The sequence below is a fragment of the Streptomyces sp. NPDC058051 genome (assembly GCF_042885475.1).
Lineage (GTDB): Bacteria > Actinomycetota > Actinomycetes > Streptomycetales > Streptomycetaceae > Streptomyces.
This window is the reverse complement of the sequence record NZ_JBHVRW010000004.1, coordinates 430,893-447,256: the sequence shown is the minus strand read 5'-3', so window position 1 is coordinate 447,256 and position 16,364 is coordinate 430,893. Positions and strand designations below refer to the sequence as shown.

Annotated in this window: 12 protein-coding genes; 7 read left to right on the top strand and 5 right to left on the bottom strand. The window is 71.4% G+C overall.

Going from position 1 to position 16,364, the window contains the following annotated elements; all coding sequences use genetic code 11:
* Positions 1-16: 16 nt before the first annotated feature.
* A complete protein-coding gene (locus tag ACFVUT_RS09950; RefSeq protein ID WP_389660055.1) occupies positions 17-1,219 on the bottom strand; it encodes a bifunctional adenosylcobinamide kinase/adenosylcobinamide-phosphate guanylyltransferase in 1,203 nt (400 codons plus the stop codon).
* Positions 1,220-1,347: 128 nt separating this feature from the next.
* Here ACFVUT_RS09950 and ACFVUT_RS09945 point away from each other — a divergent pair, with 128 nt between their 5' ends.
* Positions 1,348-1,557: a hypothetical protein gene (locus tag ACFVUT_RS09945; RefSeq protein ID WP_389660052.1), complete on the top strand. Its 210-nt coding sequence runs from the start codon at positions 1,348-1,350 to the stop codon at positions 1,555-1,557.
* An 80-nt stretch (positions 1,558-1,637) separates the two neighbouring features.
* Here the strand turns inward: ACFVUT_RS09945 and ACFVUT_RS09940 are convergent, their stop codons facing one another.
* The 3 genes from ACFVUT_RS09940 to ACFVUT_RS09930 all read right to left on the bottom strand — a co-directional run bounded on the left by ACFVUT_RS09940 (position 1,638) and on the right by ACFVUT_RS09930 (position 4,338).
* Complete coding sequence (locus ACFVUT_RS09940) at positions 1,638-2,720, bottom strand: S1C family serine protease (RefSeq protein ID WP_389660050.1); 1,083 nt, start codon at positions 2,718-2,720, stop codon at positions 1,638-1,640.
* Positions 2,721-2,890: 170 nt separating this feature from the next.
* Complete coding sequence (locus ACFVUT_RS09935; RefSeq protein ID WP_389660123.1) at positions 2,891-3,634, bottom strand: class I SAM-dependent methyltransferase; 744 nt, start codon at positions 3,632-3,634, stop codon at positions 2,891-2,893.
* A 104-nt stretch (positions 3,635-3,738) separates the two neighbouring features.
* Complete coding sequence (locus ACFVUT_RS09930) at positions 3,739-4,338, bottom strand: DUF3043 domain-containing protein (protein WP_389660120.1); 600 nt, start codon at positions 4,336-4,338, stop codon at positions 3,739-3,741.
* Positions 4,339-4,633: 295 nt separating this feature from the next.
* Between ACFVUT_RS09930 and ACFVUT_RS09925 the strand changes: the two genes are divergently transcribed.
* From ACFVUT_RS09925 to ACFVUT_RS09905, 5 genes are all read left to right on the top strand, one after another.
* Positions 4,634-5,416, top strand: a complete 783-nt coding sequence (locus ACFVUT_RS09925; RefSeq protein ID WP_389660047.1) for a PspA/IM30 family protein — start codon at positions 4,634-4,636, stop codon at positions 5,414-5,416.
* A gap of 9 nt (positions 5,417-5,425) precedes the next feature.
* A complete protein-coding gene (locus ACFVUT_RS09920) occupies positions 5,426-5,704 on the top strand; it encodes a hypothetical protein (protein WP_389660044.1) in 279 nt (92 codons plus the stop codon).
* A gap of 170 nt (positions 5,705-5,874) precedes the next feature.
* Entirely contained in the window at positions 5,875-7,134 is a 1,260-nt protein-coding gene (locus tag ACFVUT_RS09915) for a sensor histidine kinase (protein WP_389660041.1), read from the top strand.
* A complete protein-coding gene (locus ACFVUT_RS09910) occupies positions 7,131-7,826 on the top strand; it encodes a response regulator (protein WP_389660037.1) in 696 nt (231 codons plus the stop codon). Before ACFVUT_RS09915 ends, ACFVUT_RS09910 begins: the two co-directional genes overlap by 4 nt.
* Before the next feature lie 167 nt (positions 7,827-7,993).
* A complete protein-coding gene (locus ACFVUT_RS09905) occupies positions 7,994-11,152 on the top strand; it encodes an efflux RND transporter permease subunit (protein WP_389660034.1) in 3,159 nt (1,052 codons plus the stop codon).
* A 330-nt stretch (positions 11,153-11,482) separates the two neighbouring features.
* On the opposite strand, the gene ACFVUT_RS09900 is transcribed toward ACFVUT_RS09905, so the two are convergent.
* Positions 11,483-12,424 carry a winged helix-turn-helix transcriptional regulator gene (locus tag ACFVUT_RS09900; RefSeq protein WP_389660031.1) on the bottom strand — a complete coding sequence of 314 codons (942 nt, stop codon included), beginning with the start codon at positions 12,422-12,424 and terminating at the stop codon, positions 11,483-11,485.
* A gap of 160 nt (positions 12,425-12,584) precedes the next feature.
* Between ACFVUT_RS09900 and ACFVUT_RS09895 the strand changes: the two genes are divergently transcribed.
* The gene (locus ACFVUT_RS09895) at positions 12,585-16,346 is read left to right on the top strand and encodes a S8 family serine peptidase (RefSeq protein ID WP_389660028.1); all 3,762 of its coding nucleotides are present in this window, start codon (positions 12,585-12,587) and stop codon (positions 16,344-16,346) included.
* The last annotated feature ends 18 nt before the right edge of the window (positions 16,347-16,364 follow it).

Sequence of the window (16,364 nt, the reverse complement as noted above, 5' to 3'; positions counted from 1 at the left end):
CCCTCGGTGCCCGCGGTCAGCCGCGCAGCGTCAGCACCTGCCCGGCCACCACCAGCAGGACCTGTTCGCACTCGTCGGCGAACGCGGCGTTCAGCCGGCCCAGCTCGTCGCGGAACCGCCGCCCGGCAGCCGTCGCGGGCACCACACCCGAACCGGTCTCGTTCGTGACGGCGACGACCGTGCGACGCGTTCTGCGCACCGCGGAGACCAACTCGGCGGTCCGCTCCCGCAGCGCGCCCTCGCCGCCACCCGCCCATGCCGCGTCGTCCCAGGCGTCCACCCGGTCCATCGCGTCCGTCAGCCACAGCGACAGACAGTCGATCAGCAGCGGGGGCCCGTCCGACTCCAGCAGCTCCACCAGCTCACAGGTCTCCTCGGTGCGCCAGGCCGCCGGTCTGCGTTCCCGGTGCAGCCCGACCCGCGCCGCCCACTCCGCGTCCCCTTCCCTGGCGCCACCGGTCGCCACGTAGACCACCTCCGGGAACGTCTCCAGGCGCCGCTCGGCCTCCACCGACTTCCCCGACCGGGCGCCGCCCGTCACCAGCGTGCGCCGCGGTGTCCCCGGCACCGCGTGATACTCGCCCACCACCAGCGTCGTCCCGTCCGGCACCACCCGCGCGCCGGCCGCCGCGAGCCGCCGTTCCAGCTCGGGACCGGGCGGCGCGTCGTGGTCCAGGTGGACGGCGACGATCTCGGTGGCCGGCCCGATCGCCTCGACGGCCCGCAACCGCGCCACCGCGTCCGGCCGTCCGATCACGTCGCCGACGACCATGTCGTACGGCTGCGCCGCTCGGTCCGCGAGACCGGAGGGCGCGGCGCCCGGTGGCAGGTAGAGCAGCCGTGTGCCCTCCGGTGCCGTCACCTCGTAGCCCGTGCCCGGCGCGTCCATCGGCACCGCCCGCACCCGGTGACCGCTGATCAGGGTCAGCTCCCGCCCGTCCGGCACCCGCCCCGCCGGAGGCAGTCCGGCGGGCAGCTCCATGGCGGGCCCGTCGTGCGGATGGGTGAGCAGCACCTGCCGTACGCCGCTCAGCGAGTGCCCCGCACGTGCGGCGGCGAACACGGCCCCAGGGGTGAGATCGAGCAGCAGCGCGTCGTCGACCAGCAGCGCTGTCGCGGCCCGGGAGCGCGTACCGCGGGCGCCGGCGCAGATGGCGCAGGGACATTCGGGCCGAGGCAGCCCGTCGGGGGCTCCGGTGCCGAGCAGAGTCAGTTCCACGTCTCCGATCCTCCCGCGTCCGCGCAACGGCTGCGCGACTTGGGGGTGTCCGATGCGGGCCCGCGCCCCGTTCCCGCACCGGCCGGAGGCACTAGGCTGCGGGCAGCAGAGCGACCGAGGAGGCGCACATGGCGTGGACGTGGCGGTTCGAGAAGTCCGACGGCACGGAGACGGAGCCGGCCCTGCAGCCGGAGGAGTTCTCCACGCAGGGGGACGCGGAGTCCTGGATCGGTGAGTACTGGAAGGAACTCCTCGACGGCGGGGCGGACCAGGTGACGCTCTTCGAGGACACGACAAAGATCTACGGCCCCATGAGTCTCCAGGCCGACCAGGGCTGATCCACAGGCCGGTTCCTCTCACCGGTGCTGTGAGGGGAACCAGTGCTGTGAGGGGAACCAGTGCTGTGCTGTGAGGGGAATCAGATCTCGCCCAGGGTGACCCGGGCTGTCTTCTCCGAGCCGTTGCGCACGTACGTCACCGTGACCTTGTCGCCGGGCTTGTCCGAGGCCAGCGCCACCGACAGGGACGTGATCGTCGTGATCGGCACGTTGTCGAGCTGGATGATGATGTCGCCGACCCGCAGCCCGGCCTTGTCCGCCGCGCCGCCCTTCTTCACGTCGGCCAGCGCGACCCCGGCCGGCTGGTAGCTCTCGTCGACGACCGTGCGTCCGGTGATGTCCAGCGCCGCCCGGCCCGAATCGGTGACCCGGCCACTCTTGATGATCTGATCGGCGACCGTCCGCACCATCGACGCGGGGATCGCGAACCCGATCCCGGGTGCCGCGCTGTTGCTCATCTCCGGGTCGACCGCACCGAGCGTCGGGATGCCGATCACCTCGCTGTTCAGGTTGACCAGCGCACCGCCGCTGTTGCCCGGGTTGATCGCCGCCGAGGTCTGCACCATGTTCGCGATCGTCGCGCCCGTGCCGCCGCTCGTGCCGCTCTCGCTGACGGTCCGGCCGACCGCCGAGACGATGCCCTGGGTGACGCTGGAGGACAGGCCGAGCGGTGAGCCCATCGCCAGCACGATCTGCCCCACCTCGACCTTCTGCGAGTCGCCGAACGTCGCGGCCTTCAGCCCGATCGGAATGCTGTCCAGCTTGATGACGGCCAGATCCTGTTCCGGGTAGGCGGCGACCAGCGAGGCTTTCAGTACCTTCTCGCCGGTGGCCACGGTGACCTTGAAGGTCTTCTCGCCGCCGACCACGTGGGCGTTGGTGACGATGTGGCCCTTGGCGTCGTAGACGATGCCGGAGCCGAGACTGTTGGACGCCTCGATCTGTACGACCGAGGGCAGCACGTTCTTGATCACCTCCTCGTATTCGCTCTGCAGATCGCCGGCGGCGCCGGAGGAGGAGGCCGACGCGGTGGGCTGGGCCGCAGCCGCGGCCGCGTCGGTGTTCGGGCCCGAGCAGCCGCTCACCAGAGCGAGGGCACAGGCGCCTGTGGTCAGGGGCAGCAGCAGCCGACGTATACGGCCGTGTGAAGGGGAAGCGCACATGTCCGAATTGTGACTTCCGGCCCCTCGGGGGGCCTGCCGGGCTCGGCCGACCGGGTGCGGCGCCCGACACTCCGGCGCCCGATCCGGCGGCTCCTCAGCCCTCCCGTTCCGTGCCTCGCACGGATCCCGGGCCATCCGGCCCCCACCCGCCAGGGATTACGCGACAGCCCTCAGCCCCGCACGCCGCACAGATGGAGCAGCGCGGCCACCCGGCGGTACGGGTCCGTCCGCCCGGCCCGGTCCTCCGCGTCCAGCACCCGCGCCAGTTCGTCGGCGGCCGGCAGCTCCACGTCGTTGCTGACGTGGTCAGTGAAGACGCGCACTCCGTACCAGGCGTGCAGGGGCGCGGCGATCCCGGCGAGCGTGGCCTTCAGCGAGTCCAGCCGGTCGGCCCGCACTTTGAGGCCCAGCCGGTTGGTGTACGTGTCCGTGTCGAAGGCGGCCAGCGCCATGTCCCACTCCCCGGCCGTGCCGGGGCGCATCGCCAGCGCGTCGGCGTTCCGCACGAGCAGGGAGAGCAGCCCGCCGGGGGCCAGCATCCGGGCCAGACCGGCCAGCATCGCGTCCGGATCCCGGACGTACATCAGCACGCCGTGGCAGAGCACCACGTCGAAGCTGCCGGGCAGGAAGTGCACCCCGGTGTCCAGTCCGTCGCCCTCGATCAGCCGGACCCGTTCGCGGATGCCCGCGGGCTCGCTGCCGAGTGCGTCACGGGCGACCCGCAGCATCTCGGGGTCGGACTCCAGGCCCGTCACACTGTGGCCGGCCCTGGCCAGACGCAGCGCCTGGGTGCCCTGGCCCATGCCGACGTCGAGGACGCGCAGCCGCTGCCCGACCGGGAAACGGGCCGCGATCTGCTCGTCGAGCTGCCGGGCGACGAGCTCCTGGCGGACGGTGTTGCGCAGTCCCCCCAGCCCTTTGAGCCAGCCCGAGGAGCCGCCGGAGAACCCGGTGACGGGGACGGTACGGCCCGGCGGGCCGGCGGACGGACCGCCGACCGGGCCGGAGAAGTCCGTACTCAGGGTCGTTCTCCGCGCTTGACCTGCGGCTTCGGCAGGCGGAGCCGGCGCATCTGAAGCGTACGCATCAGACCGTAGGCGACCGCGCCGCGCTTCGGCGTATCGGGGAAGCGCTCGTTCAGCTGCTTCCTCAGACGGAACGCGAGCCCGATCGAGTCGACGACGATCAGCACGATCACGATGAGCCAGAGCAGCAGCGAGATGTTCTGGATGTTCTGCACCTGGATCACGCTGAGAATCAGAATGATCACAGCGAGCGGCAGGAAGAACTCCGCGATGCAGAAGCGCGAGTCGACGTAGTCGCGGGCGAAGCGCCGCACCGGACCCTTGTCGCGGGCCGGCAGGTATCGCTCGTCGCCACTGGCGAGCGCCTCACGCTGCCTGGCCAGGTCCGAACGGCGCGCTTCCCGCTGCCGCTTCACCGCCTCCTTGCGGTCGAGCGGCGCGCCACTGGAGGCGCGACGCCGCTGCGACTGGGCGTCGCTGCGTTTGGGGGTGGGGCGACCTTTGGGGGCCTGCGGGTCGCGGGGCTGCGTGGAGAGGTCCGCCGTCACCTTGCCGGTGGGCGCCTTCTCTTCCTTCGAACGGCTACGGAACACAAGGCCCAAGGGTACGGGTTCGATCGCCATGACCCCAGGCCGGTCGGGAACGATCCGGCAACGGCCTGCGTCCTGTCAGGTGTTCCGAGGTGTCCGCGCGGGCACCGGCACCGGTACCCCAGGGCGCCGCCTACTCCCTGGGCCGGAGCGGTGACCGCGCGCAGTCGTCCTTGGGGAGGAGCACATCTGTGCTCGAACAGTGCGGTAATAGAGGCAGGGCCCGTACTGTGGGTTCTGTTGGAGTGCTGGAGCTCAGTCCGTCAGAAGGGGGCGCGCGAAGCCCATGAGCGGTGTCATGAAGCGTATGGGGATGATCTTCCGCGCGAAAGCGAACAAGGCCCTTGACCGGGCCGAGGACCCGCGCGAGACCCTCGATTACTCGTACCAGAAGCAGCTGGAGCTGCTTCAGAAGGTGCGCCGCGGTGTCGCCGACGTGGCGACCTCGCGCAAGCGGCTGGAACTGCAGCTGAACCAGTTGCAGGGGCAGTCGTCCAAGCTGGAGGACCAGGGCCGCAAGGCGCTCGCGCTCGGCCGCGAGGACCTGGCCCGCGAGGCGCTGTCCCGGCGCGCCGCGCTCCAGCAGCAGGTCACCGACCTGGAGACGCAGCACACCACGCTGCAGGGCGAGGAGGAGAAGCTCACTCTCGCGGCCCAGCGGCTGCAGGCCAAGGTCGACGCCTTCCGTACCAAGAAGGAGACCATCAAGGCCACCTACACCGCGGCCCAGGCGCAGACCCGGATCGGCGAGGCATTCTCCGGGATCTCCGAGGAGATGGGCGACGTCGGCCTGGCGATCCAGCGGGCCGAGGACAAGACGCAGCAGCTCCAGGCCCGCGCCGGTGCCATCGACGAGCTGCTCGCCTCCGGTGCCCTGGACGACCCGACCGGGACGGCGAAGGACGACATCGCCGCCGAGCTGGACCGGATCTCCGGTGGTTCGGACGTGGAGCTGGAACTCCAGCGCATGAAGGCCGAGCTGGCCGGCGGCTCCTCCCAGCAGCAGGCGATCGAGGGCGGCCCGCAGGACGCGGCGCAGCCGCAGTCGTCGCAGTCCCCGCACAGGTTCGACAAGAGTTGAGGCAACGTCATGATCGTACGGATCATGGGGGAGGGCCAGGTCGCACTGGCCGACAGTCATCTCGCCGAGCTCGACAGACTCGACGACGAACTGCTCGCCGAGATCGAGGGCGGTGACGGTCCCGGCTTCCGCTCCACCCTCGACGCGCTCCTCGCCAAGGTGCGCGAGCTCGGCTCACCCCTGCCGGACGACTCCCTGGAGCCGTCCGAGCTGATCCTGCCGTCGTCCGACGCGACCCTCGAAGAGGTGCGCGCCCTCCTCCGGGACGGCGGCCTCATCCCCGGCTGACGCCGGTCGCTCTCCAGCACCCGCGCACGTCGGTGCCCCGGGTCCGGTCCGCCGGACCCGGGGCACGGCTGTGTCCGGACCCGGTGCGCGTGCGGTTCGGCCCGCTCCGTGCCGGTTCCTCCGTGAGACCCGGTCCGATTCCTGCGCGACACGCCGTAACGTAGCTTGACGTGACCACCCTCGGAACGGGGGTTCTGCGCGTCCGCCACTGGCTGCGCGACCACCCCCTGGCGCTGGACGCCGCGCTCGCCCTGGCCGTACTCGTGGCCATGATCATCGCGTCGTTCATCGACAGGAACGGATCCGACGGACCCAGCTTCGACTCCCGGGCGCCCGAGGCGGGCAGCGTGCTCCTGATGGTGCTCGGGGCCGTGGCGCTCATCTGGCGACGACGCCGCCCCAAGGCCGTGCTCGCGGCGATCGCCGTGCTGACGGTCGTCGAGCTGCTCACGGCCGACCCGCCCGGACCCGTCGTGATGAGCACCGTCATCGCCCTGTACACCGTCGCCGCACGCACCGACCGGCCCACCACCTGGCGGGTCGGGCTGCTGACCATGGCCGCGCTGACAGCCGCCGCGATGTACTTCGGCGCGGCGCCCTGGTACAGCCAGGAGCACCTCGGCATCTTCGCCTGGACCGGCATGGCCTGCGCCGCGGGGGACGCCGTCCGCTCCAGGCGCGCCTTCGTCGACGCGATCCGGGAACGTGCCGAACGGGCCGAGCGCACCCGGGACGAGGAGGCCCGGCGCCGGGTCGCCGAGGAGCGGCTGCGGATCGCCCGCGAACTGCACGATGTCGTCGCCCACCACATCGCCCTGGTCAACGTCCAGGCCGGGGTGGCCGCCCACGTCATGGACAAGCGCCCCGACCAGGCCAAGGAGGCACTGGCCCACGTCAGGGAGGCCAGCCGCTCCGCGCTCAACGAACTGCGGGCCACCGTCGGGCTGCTGCGCCAGTCCGGCGACCCGAAGGCGCCGACCGAACCGGCCCCGGGGCTCGCGGTCCTCGACGAGCTGGTGGAGACCGTCCGGCGGGCCGGGCTCCCCGTCGAGGTGGCCTGCACCGACCGGCTGACCCCGCTGCCCGCGGCCGTCGACCTGGCCGCGTACCGGGTCATCCAGGAGGCGCTGACCAATGTGCGCAAACACGCGGGCCCCGGGGCGAAGGCCGAGGTGAGCGTCGTACGGGTCGGCGCCACGGCCGAGGTCACCGTGATCGACAACGGCTCGGGCGGGGGTGTCGGCAACGGGGACGGCGGGGGGCACGGCCTCCTCGGCATGCGCGAACGCGTCACCGCGCTCGGCGGCTCCCTGACCGCGGGGCCCCGCTACGGCGGCGGATTCCGGGTCCATGCGATCCTGCCCGTCAAGGCCCGCACGGCAGAGTCCCGGGAACCGGGCGCCGCGGGCCGTACGGGGGAGGACGCATGACACCGCCGATCAAGGTGCTGCTCGTGGACGACCAGGCGCTGCTGCGCAGCGCGTTCCGGGTGCTGGTCGACTCGGAGGCCGACATGGAGGTGGTCGGCGAGGCGGCGGACGGCGCACAGGCCGTGGAGCTGGCCCGCTCGACCCGTGCCGACGTGGTGCTGATGGACATCCGGATGCCCGGTACGGACGGACTCGCCGCGACCCGTCTGATCAGCGCCGATCCGCAACTGGCCGACGTACGGGTCGTCATGCTCACCACCTTCGAGGTCGACGAGTACGTGGTGCAGTCGCTGCGGGCCGGGGCGTCCGGCTTCCTCGGCAAGGGGGCGGAACCGGACGAACTCCTCAACGCCATCCGGATCGCCGCGGCCGGCGAGGCGCTGCTCTCGCCGGTCGCGACCAAGGGCCTGATCGCCACCTTCCTCGCACAGGGCGGCAGTTCGGGCGGCGACGGGCCGAGCCCCACGGAGTACTCCGAGCGGCTCACCGCGCTCACCGGCCGCGAACGCGAGGTGCTGGTGCTGGTCGCGGGCGGGTACTCCAACGACGAGATCGCCGAACGGCTCGTCGTCAGCCCGCTCACCGTCAAGACCCATGTGAACAGGGCGATGGCGAAGCTGAGTGCCCGGGACCGGGCCCAACTGGTGGTAATCGCCTACGAATCGGGCCTGGTGCGTCCCAGGGTGGACTGACGGGTGGAGAGAGGGCGTACTCCACCTGCGGTATGCGCGGCGCCGGAATGCGACCCTGGGGCCGACGCCCCGGGCCCTCGGGATGGGCGATCGTGTAGCTGGGCCGGGGCTGTCCCCGAGTCACCCGGGCCCGTCTGCCGCGCAAGCCACAGAAGAGAGACCCACCCATGTCCTGGCTGTCCAGATTCAGCCTCGCGCAACGGGCCCTGATCGGGCTGATCTCGATTGTCGCGCTCGTCTTCGGAGCGATCGCGATTCCGCAGCTCAAGCAGCAGTTGCTGCCCACCATCGAACTCCCGCTGGTCTCGGTGCTCGCCCCCTACCAGGGTGCGTCGCCCGATGTGGTCGAGAAGCAAGTCGTCGAACCGCTTGAGAACTCCATCAAGGCAGTCGACGGTGTCACCGGCATCACCTCGACCGCCAGCGAGGGCAACGCCCTCATCACGGCCACCTTCGACTTCGGCGACGAGGGCACCAAGCAGCTCGTCGCCGACATCCAGCAGGCCGTGAACCGGGCTCGCGCCCAACTGCCCGACGATGTGGACCCGCAGGTCATCGCCGGCTCGACGGACGACATCCCCACCGTCGTCCTCGCCGTCACCTCCGACAAGGACCAGCAGGCGCTCGCGGACCAGCTGGACCGCACGGTCGTCCCCGCGCTGGAGGACATCGACGGCGTCGGCCAGGTCTCCGTCGACGGCGTACGGGACCTCCAGATCTCCATCACTCCCGACGACAAGAAGCTCAGCGCCGCCGGGCTGTCCACCGCGACGCTCTCCCAGGCGCTCCAGGCGGGCGGCGCGACCGTCCCCGCCGGTTCCTTCTCCGAGTCGGGCAAGAGCCGCACCGTCCAGGTCGGCGGCGCCTTCACCTCCCTGAAGCAGATCGAGGACCTGCGGGTCACCGGCCAGAACCCGGCCACGGGCAAGCCCGGCAAACCGGTCCGCGTCGGCGACGTCGCCACGGTGAAGCAGGAGCCGTCCACCGCGGTCTCCCTCACGCGTACCAACGGCAAGCCCAGCCTCTCGGTGGCTGCCACGATGGACAAGGACGGCAGCGCCGTCGCCATCTCGGACGCCGTAAAGGACAAGCTCCCCGACCTCCGCAAGGACCTCGGCGCCGGCGCCGAACTGACCGTCGTCTCGGACCAGGGCCCCGCCGTCTCCAAGGCGATCTCCGGTCTGACCACCGAGGGCGCGCTCGGTCTGCTCTTCGCGGTCATCGTGATCCTGGTCTTCCTCGCGTCGCTGCGCTCGACCCTGGTCACCGCGATCTCCATCCCGCTCTCCGTGGTCCTCGCGCTGATCGTGCTCTGGACGCGTGACCTGTCGCTCAACGTGCTCACGCTCGGCGCGCTGACCATCGCCATCGGCCGCGTCGTCGACGACTCGATCGTGGTCCTGGAGAACATCAAGCGTCACCTCGGCTACGGCGAGGAGCGCCACTCGGCGATCATCACCGCGGTCAAGGAAGTGGCCGGAGCGGTCACCTCCTCGACGCTCACCACGGTCGCCGTCTTCCTGCCGATCGGCCTCGTCGGCGGTGTGGTCGGCGAGCTCTTCGGCTCGTTCTCGCTGACCGTCACCGCGGCGCTGCTGGCCTCTCTGGTGGTCTCGCTGACCGTCGTCCCCGTCCTGTCGTACTGGTTCCTGCGCGCCCCCGAGGGCGCCACGGAGAATCCGGAGGAGGCCCGTCGTCAGGCGGAGGAGAAGGAAGCCGCCAGCCGTCTCCAGCGGCTGTACCTGCCGGTGCTGCGGTTCGCGACCCGGCGTCGCGTCACCAGCATCGTCATCGCCGTCGTGGTGATGCTCGGCACCTTCGGCATGGCCCCGCTGCTGAAGACCAACTTCTTCGACCAGGGCGAGCAGGAAGTCCTCTCCGTCAAGCAGGAGCTGGCCCCCGGCACCAGCCTGGCCGCCTCCGACGCGGCGGCCAAGAAGGTCGAGAAGGTCCTCGCCGCCGACCAGGGCGTCAAGGACTACCAGGTCACCGTCGGCTCCTCCGGCTTCCTCGCGGCCTTCGGCGGCGGCACGGGCTCCAACCAGGCGTCGTACCAGATCACCCTGAAGGACGCGGGCGACTCCGACGCCGTGCAGGACCGCCTCGAAGCGGAGTTCGGCAAGCTCGACGGCATCGGTGACACCACCATCTCCTCGGGCGGCAGCTTCGGCAGCCAGGACCTCAGCGTCGTGGTCAAGGCCGCCGACGCCGACGTCCTGGAGAAGGCGTCCGAAGAGGTACGGGCCGAGGTGGCCGACCTCAAGGACGTCACCGACGTCCAGAGCGACCTGGCGCAGAGCGTCCCGCGGATCTCGGTCAAGGCCAACGCCAAGGCCGCGGACGCCGGGTACGACCAGGCCACGCTGGGCGCGGCCGTCGCCGGAGCGGTGCGCGGCACCCCGTCCGGCAAGGCGATCATGGACAACACCGAGCGCGATGTCGTCATCACGTCCGCCCACCCGGCCACCACGATGGCGGAGCTGAAGGACCTCTCGCTCGGCCCGGTCAAGCTCGGCCGGATCGCCGATGTCGAACTGGTCCCGGGACCGGTCTCGATGACCCGGATCGACGGCCAGCGCGCCGCGACCATCACCGCCAGGCCCACCGGTGACAACACCGGCGCGGTGAGCACCGAGCTCCAGAAGAAGATCAACGCCCTGGACCTGCCGGACGGCGCCACCGCCACCATCGGCGGTGTCTCCGAGGACCAGAGCGACGCGTTCGTGAAACTCGGCCTGGCCATGCTGGCCGCGATCGCGATCGTCTTCATGCTGCTGGTGGCGACCTTCCGGTCCCTGATCCAGCCGTTGATCCTGCTGGTCTCCGTCCCGTTCGCGGCAACCGGCGCGATCGGCCTGCTCGTGGTCACCGGTACCCCGATGGGCGTGGCGTCGATGATCGGCATGCTGATGCTCATCGGCATCGTGGTCACCAACGCGATCGTGCTGATCGACCTCATCAACCAGTACCGGGCGCAGGGCATGGGTGTCGTCGAAGCGGTCGTCGAGGGCGGTCGTCACCGACTGCGCCCGATCCTGATGACCGCCCTGGCGACGGTCTTCGCCCTGCTCCCGATGGCACTCGGCGTCACCGGCGAGGGCGGCTTCATCTCGCAGCCGCTCGCCGTGGTGGTGATCGGCGGTCTGATCACCTCGACCCTGCTGACGCTGCTCCTGGTGCCGACGCTCTACGCCGTGGTCGAACTCCGCAAGGAGCGCCGCGCGAAGAAGAAGGCGGTCAAGCGGGCGAAGAAGGCGGGCCTTTTGGCGCCGGCCGCGTCCGCGGAGCCGGACGAGACCCGCGAGGCGGAGCCGTCCGGCGTCTAGCGTCGCAACTGGCCACGGCAACTGCTGCCGCGACAGGCCGCGGCCCTGGTGCCCCTCCCGGCACCGGGGCCTGACGGCCGGATCGTCCCGGATCAGGAGCCCCGGCGCCTGATCCGGTCCGGTCCGTACGAGAGACGACCCCGGCCGGGCCGGGATCGCGCAGGTCGAACGCCCCTGGCCAGAACCGCGCTCGGGCGGACGGGCCCGTTCGCCGCACACGCGGCGGTCGGGCCCGTTCGCCGTACACGCGGCGGTCGGGCCCGTTCGCCGTACACACGGCGGTCGGGCCCGTCCGCGTGCGGGGGTGTGCCCGGTCCGGCGGACCGGTGGCTACGCCCAGCCGTGATGGCGTGCGTGCCAGCCGAGTTGGATACGGGTGGTGACCTCGGCCCGGTCCATCAGGGCGCGGATCCGGCGGTGCACCGTGCGCGGCGACAGACCGACCTGACCGGCCACCGCCTCGTCGGTCAGGCCCGCGAGCAGGAGCCGGAGGATGCGGGTGTCCACCGGATCGGTTTCGTGATGGGTGCGTCCGTACGGACGGGCACGCTGCCAGACCGCCTCGAAGAGGGCCTGGGCCACACTCACCAGACCGCCCCTCAGTACCAGGCTCGGATCGACGTTCCCGGTGCCCGCCTGGAGCGGGAGCATCGCCACGATGCCGTCCGAAATGATCAGCTTGAGCGGTATCTCCTCGACCGTGCGCACCTCGGCGCCGCCCGCCAGCGAGTGGTCGAGGTACGCGGTGCCGTTCGGCCCGCGCAGGAACAGACCGTCCACGATGCCGCGCAGCCGCACTCCGCGCTCCAGCGCCGTGGGTTCCTCGGTGTTGTCCGGTCCGACCACCTGGACCTCACCCGTGACGAAGGCGTCGATGCTGTGCTGCGCGGAGAGTTGGAGCTGGATGAAGCGCCGCTGCACCGCCCGGCGGCCCTCGACGACCTCCAGCAGGTCGCGTTCGGCGCGCCCCATGCTGCTGGTGCGGTAGTTCTCGATCAGCTCGGCGACGGCCACCTCCGCCCGCCGCAACCTGTCCCGCCGGTCCAGCAGTTCGGCCGCCAGGACCACGGACGGCGGCGCCGCGACGAAGCTGCCGTCGGCGGGATGCGGGTCGACCAGACCCCGCTCGACCAGTTGCTCCAGACAGCGCGTCACTTCGGCGGGGGCCAGGCCCGTCGTCTCCGCCAGTGATTCGGGCGTCGCGTCCGCGGCTGCCACCAGCACCCGGTACACGCCTTCCTGGGCGGCCGTCAGGCCGAGCTCCTCAAGCATTGAAGTTCCGTCCTCGTCACCTTGGCGATTTTCTGCCATGGCGAATACTCGCAGGCCGGGGGCGCCTTCGGGGAAACGTTCCGGCGGGAAAGTAGGGGATCGCCCGGTCCCTGCCGGGCATCCGCAGCCGTTCCCGGCTGCCCGAGAAGGAGTTGAGGGAATGAGACGGTTCCGTCAAGGGACCTTGAGACGCACCGCCGCCCTGGTGTCCGCGCTCGTCACCGTCGGTGCGGGCGCCACGCTGCCGGCGGCGGCGGCCCCGACCGCATCGGACTCCGCGGCCGGGCAGGCCGCACCGGCCGCCGCACAGTCGACCACGGTCACCCTCATCACCGGTGACGTCGCCGTCGTCCGTACGGATGCCTCCGGGCACCGTGAGGTCAGTCTGCGGAGCCCGGAGGGCGAGGCCGGGATCACCACCGTCCGCGAGATGGGCGACCAGCTCTTCGCGATACCCGAGAAGGCACTGCCGCTGATCGCCGACGGCACGCTCGACGAACGGCTCTTCGACGTCGACCGTCTCATCAAGGACGGCTACGACGACGCCCACAGCGACGCGCTTCCGGTGATCGTGACCTACGGCGGCGCGGGAACCCTCGCGCGCCGAGCCGCGGAGCCGGTGCCGGAGGGCGCCACGCGCACCCGGTCCCTTCCCGTGGTCGGCGGATCGGCGCTCGACGTCGGCAAGAAGAACGCCGCGGAGGTGTGGAAGGAGCTGACGGAGCCGAAGGCGCGCGCCGCCACGGCCGTCGAGAGGATCTGGCTGGACGGCAAGGTCTCCACCACCGCCGCACTGCCGTCACCGACCGTCCCCCTGACCGGCGCCACGCAGGCGTGGAAGAAGGGGTACGACGGCAAGGGCGTCAAGGTCGCGGTCCTGGACACCGGTTACGACGCCGACCACCCCGACCTCGCGGGCAGGGTATCCGTCGCACAGAACTTCACCACCTCGGCCTCGTCGGACGACAAGCAGGGGCACGGCACGCACACGCTGGCCACCGTCGGCGGCTCGGGCGCCGCGTCCGACGGCACCTACGCGGGCGAGGCCCCGGCCGCCGATCTGATGGTCGGCAAGGTGCTGGACGACTCCGGCTCGGGCCTCGACTCCTGGATCATCGCGGGCATGCAGTGGGCCGTGGACAACGGCGCCCAGGTCGTCAGCATGTCGCTCGGTCACGACGGCGGGACCTGCGAGGGCCCGAGCGTGGACGCCGTGCAGGAACTCTCCGACCGCGCCCTGTTCGTGATCGCGGCCGGCAACTCGGGCCGGACCGAGACGGTCAGCGCCCCCGGCTGCGCGCCTGCCGCGCTCACGGTCGGTGCCATCGACCGCGAGGACGCCACCGCCTCGTTCTCCAGCCGCGGACCCGCGGTGGGCACCCACCGGGCGAAGCCGGACATCGCGGCGCCCGGCGTCGACGTCGTCTCGGCACGGGCCGGCGGCAGCGGTACGTTCGCGTACACCACCATGTCGGGTACGTCCATGGCCACCCCGCACGTGGCGGGCGCGGCGGCGATCCTTGCCCAGCGCCACCCGGACTGGACGCCCGCACAACTGAAGACCGGTCTGGTCTCGTCGGTGAAGCCGAGCGACGCCCCGGTCCTGGACCAGGGCGCCGGGCCGATGGACGTGAACCGTGCGGTGGACGCGACCGTCACCGGCCCGGGCACGACGGAACTCGGTGACTTCGCCTGGCCGCACACGGACCAGGAACCCCGGACCACGCAGGTCGCCCTCACCAACACCGCGGACCGTGCCGTCTCGCTGAAGCTGTCCCTCGACATGACCGGGTCGGGCGGCGGCCGGCTGCCGCACGGCACGGCACAGCTCGGCGCGCGCTCGGTCACCGTACCGGCGGGCGGCACCGCGCAGGTGCCCGTCACCGTGGACCCGTCCGCCGGCGGGCTCGGCCTCGACGACTACGGAATGATCACCGGTCGGCTCGTCGGCACGTCGGGCGGCGGAGTCCGGGTCACCGTCCCCGTCGCCGCCTACCTGGAGCCGAAGACCGTCACGCTGACCGTGCGCGGGATCGACCGCTTCGGCAATCCCGCCGTCTCGCCCGGCGGGGTCGACATCACCAACCTGGACCGCACCACCAACCGGTCCGTGGGCTTCTCCGGCGGGGATCTGACCGTTCAGGTCCTCGCGGGCACCTACTCGCTGGCCGCCTTCATCCCCACCCGGGACAACGCGGACAACGACGGGCTGGTGAAGTCCCTGTCCTTCTCCGCCCGCCCCGAGACGGTCATCGACAAGGACACGACCATCGTCTTCGACGCCCGCAAGGCAGAGAAGATCTCGGTGTCCGGCGACCGCCCGATGGAGGCCGAGGGGCTCACCGCCTCCTATGCCCGCGCCTGGGGCACCAGCCGGCCCGTCAAGCTGACCACCTCGCTCAACGCCCCCGGCTTCGTCGACGAGCTGTACGCCGAGCCGAGTTCCAACGCCAAGACCGGCACCTTCGCCTTCAGCCACCTGTGGCGGATGTACGCACCGCGAGCCACCCTCGCGGTGGACGGCTCGGCGCTGACGTACGAAACCGCCAGCACCCAGGTCGAGTTCGACGGCACCGGCTCGGCCGGGCTGGTCGACGCCGGCGACGCGGTCAGCGGTCTCACCGGCGACCTGACCGGGAAGATCGCCGTCGTCACCTCCCGGCCCCAGCAGCCGAACGACTACGTGGCCAGGGACGCCCAGAAGCTGGGCGCCATCGGTGTGGTCATCGGCTACCCCGACCACCCGGGCCGCTGGGACTACCCGAGCGGCGCATCGGCCATCCCGCTCGTCCAGCTGGAGACGCAGGACTTCGCCGTGCTGAAGAAGCGGCTGGCCGCCGGACCGGCGACGCTCACCTGGAAGGGAACGGCCCGCTACCGCAGCCCGTACGTCTACAACCTGGTCCACACCGAGGACAAGCGGGTCAAGGCGAAGAGCGTGCGGGTACGCGACCGTGAGCTGGGCAAGGTCAGCGCCACCTGGTACGGCCAGCGCGGCGACTACGTGCACACCGACTGGGTGAGCGCCCAGCTCGCCGGCTCGGGAACCGTCGTACCGGCGGGCACGGACAACGTACGCATCCGGACCCCGATGACCCGCGAGGAGTTCTACACGGCGGACGACGCCGTGCTGTGGACCCACCGCGGCTCCTCGACCGGCGTCTACGGCGAGTACCTCTACGACGGTCCGCGCTCCTACCGGGCCGGCCGGACGACGGAGACCGACTGGTACAAGGGCGTGCTGCGCCCGGTGGTGCCCTCCGTGGAATCCGGCGTCTCCCAGGTCGCCAACCGCGTGTACGACGACCTGTATCTGGCCATTCCCACCTGGGGGGACTCGGCCGGCCACGACGGCGCGGCCGGGGGACGCGACTCCTCCTACCTCAACGTGACGGCGGACGGCGTCCCGGTGTACGCGGACAGCGAGACCGGCGCGTTCGCCGTGCCGTCGGCCGACAGCGCCATCGTCGCCACCCGGACCGTGCAGCGCTACCTCAGCTTCTACCCCGGCTGGTCGTCGCCGGGAGCGGCCACCACCACCTGGTCGTTCCGCAGCTCCCTGGCGCGGGGGCAGGGCGTGCAGCCGCTGCTCTTCCCGAGCTACGACGTCAAGGTCGACGGGCACAATCTCGCCCCCGCCGACGCTGCGTTCCGCATCGGCCTCGGGGCCGACACCCAGCCGGGCTCGCCGGCCGGGCAGCCGGCCGAGGTGTCCGTCCGGTACGCCGTCGGCAGCCAGAGTTCGGTCGCGGAGATCGCTGACTGGAAGACGGCCCGGGTCACCCGCGCCGGGAAGGGCTGGTCCGCCGAGGTCGACAACACGGCCGCCGCGGGCTCCTACGTCTCGCTGGAGGTGACGATGACGGACAGCGCGGGCAACCGGGTGAAGCAGACCGTCGTCCGGGCCTACGGGGTGAACTGATCCGCGGCCTCCGGGACC